Annotated in this window: 12 protein-coding genes; 6 read left to right on the top strand and 6 right to left on the bottom strand. The window is 71.7% G+C overall.

Annotated features, from left to right (window positions below; translation table 11 throughout):
- The 3 genes from AB0J87_RS24170 (at window position 1) to AB0J87_RS24180 (ending at window position 6,527) form a co-directional block, all read left to right on the top strand.
- Window positions 1–1,839: a trehalase family glycosidase gene (locus AB0J87_RS24170; RefSeq protein WP_363968486.1), complete on the top strand. Its 1,839-nt coding sequence runs from the start codon at window positions 1–3 to the stop codon at window positions 1,837–1,839.
- Entirely contained in the window at window positions 1,836–3,440 is a 1,605-nt protein-coding gene (locus tag AB0J87_RS24175; RefSeq protein WP_363968488.1) for an FAD-dependent oxidoreductase, read from the top strand. The genes AB0J87_RS24170 and AB0J87_RS24175 overlap by 4 nt, the downstream gene beginning before the upstream one ends.
- A gap of 69 nt (window positions 3,441–3,509) precedes the next feature.
- Window positions 3,510–6,527, top strand: a complete 3,018-nt coding sequence (locus AB0J87_RS24180) for a GH92 family glycosyl hydrolase (protein WP_363968490.1) — start codon at window positions 3,510–3,512, stop codon at window positions 6,525–6,527.
- A 21-nt stretch (window positions 6,528–6,548) separates the two neighbouring features.
- Here the strand turns inward: AB0J87_RS24180 and AB0J87_RS24185 are convergent, their stop codons facing one another.
- Window positions 6,549–7,496 (bottom strand): LysR family transcriptional regulator, encoded by a 948-nt coding sequence (locus tag AB0J87_RS24185; protein WP_363968492.1) that lies wholly within the window; start codon window positions 7,494–7,496, stop codon window positions 6,549–6,551.
- A gap of 121 nt (window positions 7,497–7,617) precedes the next feature.
- Here AB0J87_RS24185 and dnaE point away from each other — a divergent pair, with 121 nt between their 5' ends.
- The gene (gene dnaE / locus AB0J87_RS24190; RefSeq protein WP_363968494.1) at window positions 7,618–11,145 is read left to right on the top strand and encodes a DNA polymerase III subunit alpha; all 3,528 of its coding nucleotides are present in this window, start codon (window positions 7,618–7,620) and stop codon (window positions 11,143–11,145) included.
- Window positions 11,142–11,462 carry a DUF6300 family protein gene (locus tag AB0J87_RS24195; RefSeq protein ID WP_363968496.1) on the top strand — a complete coding sequence of 107 codons (321 nt, stop codon included), beginning with the start codon at window positions 11,142–11,144 and terminating at the stop codon, window positions 11,460–11,462. Before dnaE ends, AB0J87_RS24195 begins: the two co-directional genes overlap by 4 nt.
- Window positions 11,463–11,533: 71 nt before the next feature.
- Here the strand turns inward: AB0J87_RS24195 and AB0J87_RS24200 are convergent, their stop codons facing one another.
- Genes AB0J87_RS24200 through AB0J87_RS24215 form a run of 4 tightly spaced genes read right to left on the bottom strand, consistent with a single transcriptional unit; the run spans window position 11,534 to window position 13,922 of the window.
- On the bottom strand, window positions 11,534–11,929 hold the full coding sequence (locus tag AB0J87_RS24200) for a tautomerase family protein (RefSeq protein ID WP_363968498.1): 396 nt from the start codon (window positions 11,927–11,929) through the stop codon (window positions 11,534–11,536).
- Between the two features lie 12 nt (window positions 11,930–11,941).
- Window positions 11,942–12,277, bottom strand: coding sequence for a cupin domain-containing protein (locus AB0J87_RS24205; protein ID WP_363968500.1), 336 nt, complete (start codon window positions 12,275–12,277; stop codon window positions 11,942–11,944).
- Window positions 12,278–12,329: 52 nt separating this feature from the next.
- Window positions 12,330–12,887, bottom strand: a complete 558-nt coding sequence (locus tag AB0J87_RS24210) for a TetR/AcrR family transcriptional regulator (protein ID WP_363969034.1) — start codon at window positions 12,885–12,887, stop codon at window positions 12,330–12,332.
- Window positions 12,888–12,929: 42 nt separating this feature from the next.
- Entirely contained in the window at window positions 12,930–13,922 is a 993-nt protein-coding gene (locus AB0J87_RS24215) for a zinc-dependent alcohol dehydrogenase family protein (protein ID WP_363968502.1), read from the bottom strand.
- Window positions 13,923–14,014: 92 nt separating this feature from the next.
- Between AB0J87_RS24215 and AB0J87_RS24220 the strand changes: the two genes are divergently transcribed.
- A complete protein-coding gene (locus AB0J87_RS24220) occupies window positions 14,015–14,347 on the top strand; it encodes a helix-turn-helix transcriptional regulator (protein ID WP_363968504.1) in 333 nt (110 codons plus the stop codon).
- 8 nt (window positions 14,348–14,355) lie between these two features.
- Here the strand turns inward: AB0J87_RS24220 and AB0J87_RS24225 are convergent, their stop codons facing one another.
- The gene (locus tag AB0J87_RS24225) at window positions 14,356–15,270 is read right to left on the bottom strand and encodes a hypothetical protein (RefSeq protein ID WP_363968506.1); all 915 of its coding nucleotides are present in this window, start codon (window positions 15,268–15,270) and stop codon (window positions 14,356–14,358) included.
- Window position 15,271: the final 1 nt, after the last annotated feature.

A 15,271-nucleotide genomic window follows, 5' to 3' on the forward strand; every position in this document is an offset into this window, starting at 1 on the left:
ATGACGCATTACGGCCATGTCCAGGCCTCGCTCGCCCGGGGCTGGAACACCTGGGACACGCGCAGCGTGCTCACCCACGTCCTCCTTCCCGACGCCCTGGGCCTGTCCCTCGGCCTGAAGGAGTACTACCGGGGCACGTCGCTGCGCGCCGCCCAGATCGGCCGCCGCACCGAGGGCGCGGAGACGGTCACCCTGGGCCGGCACGCCTACGACGGCGGCTACACCGAGACGACCGTGACATGGGCGGGCGTCACGATCCGGGTGCAGACCGCACACGCCGGCGACGACCTGGTCGTGCTGGTGACACCCACCGCCAACCAGCACAAGAGCGCGCTGCTGACCATAGGCGTCGCCTACCTGTGGAACCGGCCCGGCTCCGTCACCCGCGGGGGCGACCGGATCACCGCCCAAGGGCCCGGCGGGACGGTCGCGGTCTTCTGCACGGCCCCGCACGTCGACGACCCCTACACCGACGTCGACGGGCCGTACCTGGCGATGGAGCTGACCGGCGCCGTCGGGATCAGCACCGGCCGCGCCCGCGACCTGCCGGAGATCGCGCGGATCGTCGCCCGCGCCTCGGCCGCGATCGGGGCGGCCGGCACCGACCCCCTGGCGCAGCACCGCGAGATCGTCAGGGACGCCATCTCCTGGAACACCATCTACGAGCCCGCACGCTCCCGCGTGATCACGACCGTCAGCCGGCTCTGGAACGTCGGCAAGCGCGGCGGCTACGCCCTGTTCTGCTGGGACGCGTTCTTCAACGCGCTGCTGGCGGCCGTGTCCAGCAAGGAGCTCGCCTACGTCAACACCGTCGAGATGCTGCGGGCCCTGACGCCGGAGGGTTTCGTGCCCAACGTCGAGCAGGGCACCGGCCGCACGACCCACGACGGGTCCCAGCCGCCGGTGGGCTCACTGGTGGTCCGGGAGCTCTATCGCAGGTTCCGCGACCGCTGGTTCCTGGAGGAGTGCTTCGAGCCGCTGCTGTCCTGGAACCGCTGGTGGTGGCGGGTGCGCCGGGACGGTGACCTGCTGTGCGCCGGCTCGACGTACTTCGACCCCGAATTCCCCTCGCCGCAGGACATCCCCCGCATCCACCAGCATTTCGGCGCGACCTGCGAGACCGGCTGGGACAACCACCCGGTCTTCGAGGACGTGCCCTTCGACCAGGCCAAGAGCCTGCTCGCCGCCCACGACGTGGGCCTGAACAGCCTGTACGCGGCCGACTGCGAGGCGCTGGCCGACATCGCCGACGTCCTCGGCGACCAGGAAGCCGCGGCGGAGCTGCGCGAGCGGCACGCGGCCGTCGTGGCGGCGATGGAGTCCCTGTGGGACGAGCCGAGCGGCGTCTACCGCAGCAGGCGCACCGACACCGGGCTGCCGACCGAGCGGCTGTCCACGATGAGCTTCTACCCCCTGCTGGCCGGCGTCAGCGCGGGGGAACGGACCCGGCGCATGGTGTCCGGGCGCCTGATGACCGACGACGGCTTCGGCGGCGAATGGCTGCTGCCCACCTCACCCCGCGACGAGCCGGTCGACGTCGGCGAGGGCAGCTACTGGGCGGGACGGGCGTGGCCGCCGGTGAACTTCCTCGTCTACCTGGGACTGCTGCGCGCCGGGGAACGGCCTGCGGCCGCGTGGCTGGCCGAAGGCAGCTCCCGGCTCGTGCTGAAGGAATGGAACGAGCATCGCCACGTGCACGAGAACTACTCCAGCGTGCACGGCGGCGCGTGCGACAAGCCCAACAGCGAGCCGTTCCAGACCTGGGGCGCGCTGCTGAGCCTCATCGTCCTCATGGAACGCGGCGAGGTCGACTTCTTCGAGAAAGGTGATGTGATTTGAGCGGCGCCGAGGCGGACGTCCTGGTGGTCGGGGGCGGGATGGGCGGGGTCGCCGCGGCGCTGGCGGCGCTGCGGCGCGGCCGGACCGTCGTGCTCACCGAGGAGACCGACTGGCTGGGCGGGCAGCTCACCAGCCAGGGCGTGCCGCCGGACGAGCATCCGTGGATCGAGCAGTTCGGCGCGACCCGCTCCTACCGCAGGTTACGCACGGCCATCCGCGACCACTACCGCACCTGGTACCCGCTGACCCGCGAGTCCCGGGAGGCGCCCGACCTCAACCCGGGGCGCGGCACGGTCAGCAGGCTCTGCTGCGAGCCCCGGGTGGCCGCCGCGGTGCTGGCCGACATGGTCGGCCCGTACCTCGCCGCCGGGCGGCTGACGATCCGCTACCTGCACCGGCCGGTGGCCGCCGACGTGGAGGGCGACCGGGTGACCGGGGTGACCTTCGCGGGCCCGGACGGCGAGCCGTTCCACGTGCGCGCGGCGTACGTGCTCGACGCCACCGAGCTGGGCGACCTGCTGCCCCTGGCGGGGATCGAGCACGTCACCGGCTTCGAGTCGGCCGCGGAGACCGGCGAGCCCAGCGCGCCCGCGCAGGCCCAGCCGGCCAACATGCAGGCGTTCTCCTGGGTCTTCGCCGTCGAGCACCGCGCCGGCGAGGACCACACCGTCGACCGGCCCAAGGACTACTCCTTCTGGCGCGACTACCGGCCGCCGTTCTGGCCGGACCGGCTGCTCAGCCTCGTCGCGCCCGACCCGCGCACGCTGGAGCCGAAGCCGCGCAGGTTCGTGCCGCACGCCTCGTCGGGCCCGGTCGTCGCCGACCAGAGCCGCGACCCGGGAGACACGGATCTGTGGGTGTTCCGGCGCATCCTGTGCCGCGAGGTGTTCGAGCCCGGCTTCGCGGTCAGCGACGTCGTCGTGGTCAACTGGCCGCAGATCGACTACCTCCCCGGGCCGCTGATCGGCGTCACCGAGGACGAGCGGGCCCGGCATCTCCAGGGCGCCAGGGACCAGGCGCTCAGCATGCTCCACTGGCTGCAGACCGAGGCGCCCCGGCCCGACGGCGGCACCGGCTGGCCGGGGCTGCGGCTGCGCCCCGACGTCATGGGCACCGCCGACGGCCTGGCCAAGAGCCCCTACATCCGCGAGTCGCGGCGCATCCGCGCCCGCCGCACGGTCGTGGAGCACGACCTGTCGCTGGCGGTGCGCGGCGAGCACGGCGCGGTCGCCTACCACGACACCGTGGGCGTCGGGATGTACCGCATCGACCTGCACCCCTCCACCGGCGGCGACAACTACATCGACGTGGCGAGCTGCCCGTTCCAGATCCCCCTGGGCGCGCTGCTGCCCGTCCGCGTGCGCAACGTGCTGGCCGCCGGGAAGAACCTCGGCACCACCCACATCACCAACGGCTGCTACCGCCTGCATCCGGTGGAGTGGAACGCCGGCGAGGCGGCCGGCGCGCTGGCGGCGCACTGCCTGGGCAACCGGCTCGAACCGGCGCAGGTCCACGAGGATCCCGCGGCGCTCGAACGGTTCCAGGCCGAGCTGGTCGCCGACGGTTTCGAGCTGGCCTGGCCGCAGGTGCGGGGATACTGACCACTTCCGGACTTTTGGCCTTACGTAGGCGTTCATGGCTCAGTTAGTGTGAGCCGGTGTGATCATGAGGTGTTCACTTCCCGCTCGTGGCTCGCCGCCGCGATCATCGGCGCGGTGCTCAGCACGGCCGTCGCCGTCCCGGCAGCCGCAGCCCACTCCCCCGCCAAGGTCACCGATCCCGCCAAGGTCACCGATCCGGTACGCCACGTCGATCCGCTGATCGGATCGGCCAACGGCGGCAACACCTATCCCGGCGCCGTCCTGCCGTTCGGGATGATCTCGTGGAGCCCGACCAACACGGCGGGCGACCAGACCAACGCCGCGGGCGCCAACGGCTACTCCTACAACACGCCCCGCGTGCGGGGCTTCGCGCTCACTCATGTCAACGGCGCGGGCTGCCATCCGGGGGCCGCCGGGGACGTCCCGATCATGCCGTTCGCCGGCCAGATCACCTCGTCGCCGACCGCGGACACGACCGACGCGATCTACGCGAGCACGTTCAGCCACGACAAGGAGAGCGCGCGGCCCGGCCGGTACACGGTCACGCTGGACTCCGGCGTCAGGACCGACCTCGCGGTCACGACCCGCGCGGGCGTGGGCGAGTTCAGCTTCCCGGAGGGCTCGCCGGCCAGCCTGCTGTTCCGGGTGTCCAACTCGCTCAACGGCAGCGAGGACGCCGAGATCACGATCGACCCCGCCACCCGTACGGTCACCGGCTCGGTGCTGACCGGCGCGTTCTGCGGCCGCCGGGCCAACGGCGGCGTCAACAACCGTAAGAGCTACTACCGGCTGCACTTCGCCGCCTCGTTCGACCGCGCCTTCGCCGCCACCGGCACCTGGGTGAACGGCGACCTGCGCCCCGGCACCACGACGGCGAGCGGCGGCGAGGGCTACGCCACGGGCGCCGACCGCGCGGGCCGCGGCTCCGGCGGGTACGTCACCTTCGACGGCGCCGACGTCCGCATGAAGGTCGGCATCTCCTACACCAGCCTGGCGGCGGCCAGGCAGAACCTGGCCGAGGAGATCTCCGGGCGGGACGACGTCGCGTCCGTGGCCGCCCGGGCCACCCGCGCCTGGAACGAGCGGCTGCGCTCGGTCGAGGTGGCCGGCGGCCCGGCGGACCTGCTGACCACGTTCTACACGGCGATGTACCACGCCTACCTGCAGCCCAACGTGACCAGCGACGTCGCGGGCACCTACCTCGGCGGCGACCGGCAGGTGCACCGGCTGGCCCGGGGCCAGGGCGTCCAGTACGGCAACTTCTCCGGCTGGGACCAGTACCGCGCGCACACCCAGCTCCTGGCCCTGCTCGAACCCCGGGTCGCCGGCGACTACGCCCAGTCCCTGTACAACCTGGCGCGGCAGAACGGCGGCGTCTGGGACCGCTGGGTGCACGTCAACGGCCCCACCCACGTGATGACCGGCGACCCGTCGGCCCCCGCGCTCGCCGGCTTCTACGCGCTCGGCGTGCGCAACTTCGACGTGCGCGGGGCCTTCGACTCCCTGCTCGCGCAGGCGACCGTGCCGCACCCGTCCGGCCTGTCGGACAAGGGGTGCCCGGGGCAGTGCGAGGGCCAGCGCCCGAACCTGGCCGAATACCTGCGGCTCGGCTACGCGCCCCAGGACACCTGCCACTGCTGGGGCGGCGCGGCGGAGACGCTGGAGGACGCGACCGCCGACTTCGCGCTCGCGGACTGGGCGGGCCGGCTCGGCCGGACCGCCGAGCGCGACCTGCTGATGCCGCGGGCGAGCTGGTGGCGCAACACGTTCAACCCGTCGGCCGGGCCGGAGGGCGGCTACCAGCAGGCGCGCAAGGCCGACGGGAGCTGGCTGTGGCCGTTCTCGGCGACCTCCGACGCCGGTTTCGCGCAGGGCACCAGCGCCACCTACACCTGGATGGTCCAGCACGACGTCTCGGGGCTGGCCGCCGCCATGGGCGGCCGGGAGCAGGCGGCCAAGCGGCTCGACACGTTCTTCCACCGCGCCGACGGCTCGTGGGCGACCGGCGGCGACGGCTTCCGCTACGACCCGACGAACGAGCCCGGCATCCACGTCCCGTGGCTCTACAACGCGCTGGGGCAGCCGTGGAAGACCCAGGACACGGTACGCGCGATGGCGTCCCTCGTCTACAAGACCGGCCCCGGCGGCCTGCCCGGCAACGACGACCTCGGCACCATGTCCGCCTGGTACGTCTTCGCCGCGCTCGGCATGTACCCCCAGACGCCGAGCCGGGCCGAGATGCTGCTGTCCAGCCCCATGTTCCCGAAGGCGTGGATCAAGCGCGGCAACGGCCGGACGATCACCGTGAGCGCCCCGCAGGCCGCCCCCGAGGCCGTCTACGTCCAGGACGTGAAGGTCGACGGCAAGGCGTACACCCGCTCCTGGCTGCCCGAGTCCCTGCTCGACAAGGGTGGCGACGTCGTGGTGAACGTCGGCGCCACTCCCGACACCTCGTGGGCGACCGCACCCGGGGACCTCCCCGTGGACCGCGTCCCCGCCGCCGAGGCCCCGATCCCGAACCTGCCCGCCGCGTGCGAGCCGTCCGGCTCCTCCTGCGCCCAGAGACTCCAGTACGACGTGGACGGCGTGGCCACCACGGACGCCAAGCCCCAGGGCAACCTGGACGGCAAGGGCTGGAGCTTCCCGGCCGAGCAACTGCCCGAACCGGGCCTGCGTACCGTGTCGGGCGGCGCCTACCTGATCCCGGAGACCAAGGGAACGGCGGGCAACTTCCACGGCCTGCGCGGCCAGCGCACCTACCTCACGCCGGGTCGCTACCAGGCCCTCGACCTGCTGGTCACGGCCGTGAACGGCGACCAGCAGACCGAGCTCACGATCACCTACGCGGACGGCACGACCTCCACGGCCCCGCTGAAGGTGACCGACTGGGCGAGCGCGTCACCGCGCTTCGGCGAGGAGGCGGCGATCACGGCCGACACCCGTTACAACGTCAACAACACTGCCGACGGCCGCAAGGTGAGCATCTGGCGGGTGTCGGTGCCGGTGGACGCGGCCCGCGAGGCGGTCTCGTTCACCAGCCCGGCGATGCCCAACGTCAAGATCTTCGCCCTCACGACCCGCGACTGACCGGCCGGGCACCCACCTCGGTCATGCGCTGAAGGCGGCGCGGTCGGGGTCCGGCAGCCACTGGCGGCGCGGGTCGAACGGCCGGTAGTTGTCCGTGACGTACCGGACGAGCCGGGCCAGCACCGGATGGTGGCTGTGCCGGTGGAAGAGCAGCGAGCACGGGTACATGGGGGCGGGGGCGACGACCGGGATCTGGACGGTACGCGGGTGCCAGGGCATCCGGAGCCTCTCCCCCACGAACCCGATGCGTTGGCCGGAGCCGATCTGCTCCACGAAGTACTCCCAGCCGAAGTCCGGCCCCGCGGTGTCGATCGGGATGTCGAACGCGGCGCTCAGGAGGCGGTAGAACTCGGCCCATTCACTGTCCGGGACGTTGCCGGGCATCCACACGGTCGTCCCGGACAGGCGTTCCACCTCCACCTCCCGCAGGCCGGCGAGTGGATGGTCGCGGCCGACCAGCAGATGTACGGGCTCGATGTAGGCCGGCACGTGCCGCAGGTCCTCCTCCAGCGTCCCGCTGACACGGACGAAGGCGGCGTCGAGGGACCCGCGGACGAGCGCGCCGCGGGCCGATCTGAGCCCGTTCGAGGTGATGACCTCGACGTCCACGTCCTCGACGGTCTCGTGGAACTCCCGGATCAGGTCGCTGGAGCGCAGCCGGGTGTCCAGGACGTCGACCCGGAGCGAGCGGCGCCGGCCTTGCAGCACTTCGCGTGCCTGGTCGGCGATGCCGACGAGGGCGCGGGCGTGGTGCAGGAACGTCTTGCCGTCCTCGGTGAGGTCGGCCCCCGTGCGGGTGCGGGAGAACAGCCGTACGCCGAGGTCGGACTCGAGCTTGGCGATCCGCTTGGAGACGGCCTGCTGGCTGATGCCCAGTCTGGCGGCGGCCTCGCTGAAGTAGCGGTCCTCGGTGATGACGACGAAGGCGCGGACGGCGGCGAGGTCCAGGTCGGCCGCCACCTCTTCCACCACTGGTGGTTGTGGCTCTTCGGTGTGTCGATTGTTGGACAACCGGGCCTGCTCTCGGGTCGAATGCTCGGGTTCGCGGGTGAGCCTACAACCAGGAGGCGTGGTCTCGGTGGGATCTTTCGTGCATCTCCACGTGCATACGGAATACAGCATGCTCGACGGCGCGGCCAAGGTCGGGCTGTTGATGGACGAGGTCTCCCGGCAGGGGATGCCCGCGGTGGCGATGAGCGACCACGGGAACGTGCACGGGGCGTACGAGTTCTACCAGGCGGCGCGCAAGACGGGGACCAAACCGATCATCGGCATCGAGAGCTACGTCGCCCCGCTCTCGCGGCACCACCGGCAGCCGGTGTACTACAGCGACAACCTCGCACTGCGCCGCTCCAACGACGAGACCGGCGAGGGTGGCGACGTCTCCGGGCGCGGCCTGTACACGCACATGACGATGTGGGCGACCGGGGCGCAGGGCCTGCGGAATCTGTTCCGGCTGCAGTCGCGGGCCTGGCTGGAAGGCCACGTCCAGAAATATCCGCGTATGGATGATGAATTGCTCGCCGAGTACGGCCAGGGCATCGTCGCCACGACCGGCTGCCCGTCCGGCGAGGTGCAGACCAGGCTGCGGCTCGGCCAGTACGCCCAGGCCGTCGAGGCGGCGGCCCGCTATCGTGACATCTTCGGCAGGGACAACTATTTCCTGGAGCTGATGGATCACGGCCTGGCCATCGAGCGCCGGGTCCGCGAGGAGCTGCTCAAGCTCGGCAAGGAGCTCGGCCTGCCGCCCCTGGCCACCAACGACTCGCACTACGTCACCGAGAACCAGGCCCCGGCGCACGACGCGCTGCTGTGCGTGGGCACCGGCAAGCGGCTGGCCGACGCCGACCGGTTCCGGTTCGGCGGCAGCGGCTACTACGTCAAGTCCGCCGCCGAGATGCGCGCGCTGTGGGACGCCGAGGTGCCGGGGGCCTGCGACAACACGCTGCTGATCGCCGAGCGGGTCGGCGACTACGGCGAGGTGTTCGCCCACCGCGACCTGACGCCGCGCTTCCCCGTGCCCGAGGACGAGAGCGAGGCGAGCTGGCTGCGCAAGGAGACCCTCGAAGGCGCCCGCCACCGCTACGGCCGGCCGTCGCAGGAGGTGCTCGACCGCATCGACTACGAGCTGTCGGTCATCGAGGCCATGGGCTTCCCCGGCTACTTCCTGGTGGTGGCCGACATCTGCCGCCATGCCCGGGAGCGCGGCATCGGCCTGGGCCCCGGCCGCGGCTCGGCCACGGGCTCGATCGTCGCGTACTGCACGGGAATCACCCAGCTCGACCCGATCGAGCACAAATTGATCTTCGAACGCTTCCTCAACCCCGAGCGCATCTCCATGCCGGACGTCGACCTCGACTTCGACGACCGGCGGCGCGACGAGATGATCGACTACGTCACCCGCAAATACGGCGACGACCGCGTCTGCCAGATCGTCACCTTCGGCACCATCAAGGCCAAGGCCGCCGTCAAGGACTCCTGCCGCGTGCTGGGCCTGCCGTACGCCTTGGGCGACCGCATCACCAAGGCGTTCCCCGCGGCGGTCGGCGGCAAGGAGATCCCGCTGGCCGCCGTCCACGACAAGGGCCACCCCCGGCACGGCGAGGCGGCCGAGCTGCGCCAGATGTACGAGCAGGACCCCGACGTCAAACGGGTGCTCGACACCGCGGCCGGCATCGAGGGCCTCACCCGCGGCACCGGCATCCACGCCGCGGGCGTGATCCTGTCCAGCGAGCCCCTGATCGACGTGATCCCGCTGGTCAAGCCCAAGGCCGGCGGCCCGATCGTGACCGGTTTCCCCTTCACCCAGGCCGAGGACATGGGCCTGCTGAAGATGGACTTCCTCGGCCTGCGCAACCTCACCGTGATCGGCGACGCGATCGCCAACGTCCGGGCCAACAAGGGCGTCGACATCGACATCCTCGACATCCCCATCGACGACGCCACCACGTACCGGCTGCTGGCGCGCGGCGACACGCTCGGCGTCTTCCAGCTGGACGGCGGCGGCATGCGGGTCCTGCTGAAACTCATGCAGCCCACCACGTTCACCGACATCGCCGCGGTGAACGCGCTGTACCGGCCCGGGCCGATGGAGATGAACGCCCACACCAACTACGCCCTGCGCAAGACCGGCAAGCAGCCGGTCGAGCCGATCCACCCCGAGCTGGAGGAGGCCCTGGAGCCCATCCTGGGCGACACCTACCACCTGGTCGTCTTCCAGGAGCAGGTCATGGCCATCGCCCAGCAGCTGGCGGGCTACTCGCTCGGCGCCGCCGACATGCTGCGCCGGGCCATGGGCAAGAAGAAGAAAGAGGTCCTGGACGCCGAATGGGACCGCTTCTCCGCCGGCATGAGCGGCCGCGGCTTCTCCGCCGAGGCGATCAAGGCGGTCTGGGACGTCCTCGTCCCCTTCAGCGGCTACGGCTTCAACAAGTCGCACACCGCCGGGTACGGCCTGGTCTCCTACTGGACCGCCTACCTCAAGGCCAACCACCCCCAGGAGTACCTCGCCGCGCTGCTCACCTCCGTCGGCGACGACAAGGACAAGATGGCCGTCTACCTGTCGGACTGCCGCCGCCTGGGCATCAAGGTGCTGCCCCCGGACGTCAACGCCAGCCGGCTGGACTTCGCCGCCGTCGGGTCCGACATCCGCTTCGGCCTGGGCGCCGTACGCAACGTCGGGGCCGGCGTCGTGGACGCCATCGTCGCCGCCCGGGAAGCCCAGGGGCCCTACATCGACTTCAACGACTTCCTCGGCAAGGTCCCGACGGCCGTCTGCAACAAGCGCGTCATCGAGTCGCTGGCCAAGGCCGGCGCGTTCGACAGTCTCGGGCATCACCGCAAGGCCCTGGTCGCCGTCCACGAACAGGCCGTCGACTCGATCATCGACGTCAAGCGGAACGAGGCCCGCGGCCAGGACTCGCTGTTCGGGGAGCCGAGCCGGAGCGGCGCCTTCTCCATCGCGATCCCCGAGGGCGAGTGGGACGGCGTCACCCTGCTGGCCTTCGAGCGCGAGATGCTCGGCCTGTACGTCTCCAGCCACCCGCTCGACGGCGCCGAACGCGTCCTGGACGCCAACCGCGACACCACCCTCGCCGACCTGCTGGCCTCCGGTCGGCAGGACGGGGCGACCCGGATCAGCGGCATCGTCTCCGGCCTGCAGCGCAAGGTCACCAAGCAGGGCAGCCCGTGGGCGATCGTCACCCTCGAGGACCACGACGCCGCCATGGAGGTGCTCGTCTTCCCCAAGACCTACATCCTGTACGGCGAGGCGCTGGCCCAGGACCGCGTGATCTCCGTGCGGGGCCGGATCAACGTCCGCGACGAGACGATGAGCGTGTACGGCGAGGAGATCACCCTCCTCGACGTCTCCCGGACGGACACCGAGCCTCCCGTGGTGATCTCGATCCAGGAGACCCAGCTGAGCCCGCGGCTCGTCCAGGAGTTCAAGCACATCCTGACCACCCATCCCGGCCGCGCCCCCGTACACGTGCGCCTGCACCGCCCCGGCGCCAGAAGCGTGCTGCTGGACCTCCAGCCGTTCCGGGTCACCGCCGAACCGGCGCTCTACGGCGACGTCAAGGCCCTGCTCGGCGCGGACGCGATCGGCGGGGCATGACCGGCGACCCGCCCTGCCCCCGGTGCCGCACCGACAGCGTCCTCGCCGTGCTGCGCCTGCCGCACACCTGGACGAACGCGTCGGGGAACGAGGTCCGGGGCGTCAGCGAGGTCCTGCTGTGCGCCCGCTGCGACGCCGGCGATCCCGTCGCCGGGCCGATCGTCGCGTACTTCGCGATGCACGGATCCGTGCGGCCGGAGCACACCGCCGAGCTGGCGCGGGCACTGCGCCACTGGGCCGACCGGGCCCGGCCCCCGCGCCCGGACGAGAACGCGCCGGCGGCCGGGACCGAAGCCTCCTACCGCGGCGACCTGTGAGCGGCCTTATCGGGCGGCCTCACTGGGCAGCGTCACTGGGCAGCGTCACTGGGCAGCGTCACTGGGCAGCGTCACTGGGCAGCGTCGGCGTACTGTGCCACGCCCTCGCCGAACGACCAGTCGAGCAGCGAGTTCTCGCTGACCGTGACGAACACGTTGCGCGGCTCGGTCCCCGCATACTCCTCGGCGAGCTCGGCGATCCGGCGGTAGAGGGCCTGCTTCTGGTCGGCGGTGCGTCCCGCGCGCATGGTGACGGCCACGAACACGAGGTCGTCGTCCCGGTGGATGCCGAGGTAGCCGTCGTCGTAGCGGAACGTCCCCCGCGTGCCGTCATGGCTGGTGAGCACCTGGAACAGGTCGTCCTGCGGGATGCCGATGGCCTCCACCAGGGCGTCGTGCACGGCCCGGCCCAGGGCCTCCAGCCGCTTCCGGTCCGCACGGAGCGCGTCGATCCGAACAAAGGGCATGGGTTCCTTCTTTCACAGCGATTCGATGAGTGGCTGGTCGCCGGTGAGCAGGTAACTGGCCACGAACGTGGCCGGCTCGGTGGCGGAGAGGTTGTCGAAGCGGCGGACGGTGGCGCCGGCGGGCTCGAAGAAGGCGCTCCCGGCGCGGAGCTCCTGCGCGGGGTGCCCGTCGAGCTCGTACACGATCCGGCCTGCGGTGACGTAACCGGCGACGCCGCCGGGGTGGGTGTGCGGGCCGCTCGCCGCCCCCGGCGGCAGGGTGACCCGGTGCGTCTCCACCCGGTCGATCCGCCCGGGCCGGCCGGCCAGGTCGCCGGTCACCAGGTGCTCGCGGCTGATGGCGCTCATGGGGGTGCTCCCTTCACGTGTTCAATTCACGTGCTCACTTCACGTGCTCACTTCACTGGGCATGTCCGGCGAGCAGGCCGAGCGCGCCGTCGATGGCCTGCGCGTACACCTCGGCGTCGGCGGCGGCGCGGGCCAGCACGTATCCGCCCTGCAGCACCGCGACCAGCGCGGTGGCGGTGGCCGCCGGGTCGGGCCCGGCGGCGAGCTCGCCGCCGGCCTGCGCTTCCGCGAGGACGGCGGCGAGCCGGGTCCGCAGCCAGGAGAAGGTCTCCTCGACCGGACGGCGCAGCTCGGGATCGGCCATCACGTCCGGGTCCTGGGTCAGCCGGCCGACCGGGCAGCCCCGCAGCGCGTCGCGCTCCCGGCTCAGGTAGGCGATGATCCGCTGGAGCGGGGTGCCGGGGCCGGACAGCTCCGCCTCCGCGCGTCCACGCATGTCGTCGGCGCTCCGGGCGATCGCGGCCAGCGCCAGGTCGGGCTTGCCGCGGAAGTGGTGGTACATGCTGCCCTGGCCCGCCCCGGACCGCTGCTGGATCGCCTTCGGCGAGGTGCCCACGTAGCCGCGCTCCCACAGCAGCTCGCGGGTGCTCTCGATCAACCGCTCCCTCATGTCCACGCCACGAGCGTACATACTAGTAGGTACAGAAGGCAACTAAGTCGTGACGACGATCTTGCCGAACTGGGTGTTGGACTCCATGTGCCGGTGCGCCCCCACGATCTCCTCCAGCGGGAACAGGCGGTCCACCACCGCGCGGAAGGCCCCGGTACGCAGCCCCGAGGCGACGAACGCCGCGGCGCGGCGCATCCGCCGCGGATCCCTGGTGATCTCATGCACCGTGTACGTGCGCATGTTCAGCGCCGGCATGCCCAGGTCGAACCCCGGATAGGGCGTCGGCTGCCCGCTCTGCGCACCCCACAGGAACAGCGTCCCGCCGGCCGCCACGGCTCTGGCCAGCTCCGTCACGCCCGGCCCGGCGACGGCGTCGAAGACGTACTCGGCGCCCCGCCCGCCGGTCAGCGCCAGGATGCGGCCCGCCACGTCCTCCTCGTCCGAGACGATCACCTCGGCCGCGCCCTCCTCGATCAGCCGCCGCCTCTTGGCATCGGTGCGGGTGACGGCGATCGGCGTGGCGCCCAGGCGGTCGGCCGTGCGGATCGCGGCCAGGCCGACGCTGCTGGAGGCCGCGTTCACCACCGCCACGTCGCCCGCCCGCATCCCGCCGACCTCCGCCATCGCGCCGTAGGCCGTCAGGTAGGGCATCCACACCGCCGCGCCGGAGACCGCGTCCACCCCGTCGGGGCGCGGCACGAGCGAGGTCGCCGGCGCGATCGCCCGTTCGGCGTACATGCCGTAGTCGTTGTAGGAGAAGTTCGGCACGACGCTGACCGCCTGGCCCTCCTCGAACCCGGCCACCTCCGGGCCGACCGCCTCGATCACACCCGCGGCCTCGGAGCCGAGCCCGGCCGGGAACCGCTTGACCGGCTCGATGTACCGGCCGCTCCGGAACAGCGCCTCCGCCCGGTTGACCCCGATCGCGTCCACCCGGATCCGGACCTCGCCCGGCCCCGGCTCGCCTGGCTCCAGGTCCTCCAGCCGCATCACCTCGGGCCCGCCGACCTCGTGGAACCGCACAGTCCTCGCCATGACAACGCCCTTCTCTCTCAGCTCGAACGCGGCTCACTGTAGAGAGAAGTACGATCGTCGTCAAACTTCGATGTCTGTCGTACTATTGGCCCATGGGACGTACACCACCGCACCCCGAGGTGTCACAGTTCGGCCTCCAGCAGGTGCTGGAGGCCCTCGTCGATCCGGTACGCCGGAGCATCGTCACGCAGCTCGACGCCTCCGGCGAGGACATCAAGTGCGGCGACTTCGACATACCGGTCAGCAAGTCCACCGCCACCCACCACTTCAACGTGCTGCGCGAGGCGGGCCTGATCCGGCAGTACTACGTCGGGACAGCCCGGATGAACACCCTGCGCCGGGAGGAGATGGACGAAGCGTTCCCCGGCCTCCTCGCCGCCCTCACCACGTCCGAGGCCCGCGCGGCCCAGCCTCTCGCCGGCTGACCCCGGCCTCAGAAGCCGATGCGCTCCGGGGCCTGGGCGACAGGGCCGAGCACGAAGCCCAGGGCGGTGCGCAGTTCGCCGATCGTCTCGGGCGGCAGTTCGAGACGGGCCTCGAACGTGGTCTCGGTCCCCAGGGCGTCGGCGGCCTCGGGCGTCAGCTCCAACCGGAGCGCCGACTCATCCAGGGTGATGGAGCGCACGCCCTCGCTGGTGCCGTGGGTGCCGTGCCGGGCCACCAGGTAGACCTCCTCGTAGCCCATCACGTAGAGGTGCTCGGACTCGTCGTCGGCGGACTCGGCCAGGAAGAGCACGCGCTGGCGACGCTCGTCGCGCCGGCCGAAGTCGCGGCAGGTCATGGCCGCGGCCGGGACGTAGGCGACGTCCCCGTGGATCGGGGGCGGAGGCGGCGGGCGGCGATCGGAGCGGTCGTCGCCCCATGAGTTGTAGCGGCGGTCGTAGTGTTCGCCGTACGTCGTGGGCATGCCGATCGGCGCGGCGGTCGGCAGCGCGGCCAGCAGCCAGCCGGGCGACTCCGTGCGGGGGAACGCGGTCAGCTCCGCCAGCGCCGCCGGCGCGGGCACGTCCTCGAACGGCGGCGCGGAGGAGTCGACGCGCCCGGTGTAGCCCCGGCTGCCGACCGGGAACGCCAGCTCGCAGGTGAACCAGGTGCCGGAATCGGCCTGGTAGGAGAGCTCGCGCAGGCGCTGGAACGGCTCGTCCAGCCCCTCGGCGGCGATCTCTCGGCCGTCGCGGGTGAGCGTGGTCCGCGCGTACGAGCCGACCTGGGTGCGGCGGACCTCCAGCCGCGTCCAGCCCGGCTCGGCGGCGTCGCGGGCGAGGTCGCCGATCTCCAACCGCAGGGCGTGGCCCTCGTCGTGCCGGGTCCGCCAGTGCTTGTTCTTTCGGGATCGTCTGGCCGCCATG

Origin of the sequence: Nonomuraea sp. NPDC049625 (assembly GCF_040675285.1) — a bacterium.
Lineage (GTDB): Bacteria > Actinomycetota > Actinomycetes > Streptosporangiales > Streptosporangiaceae > Nonomuraea > Nonomuraea angiospora_A.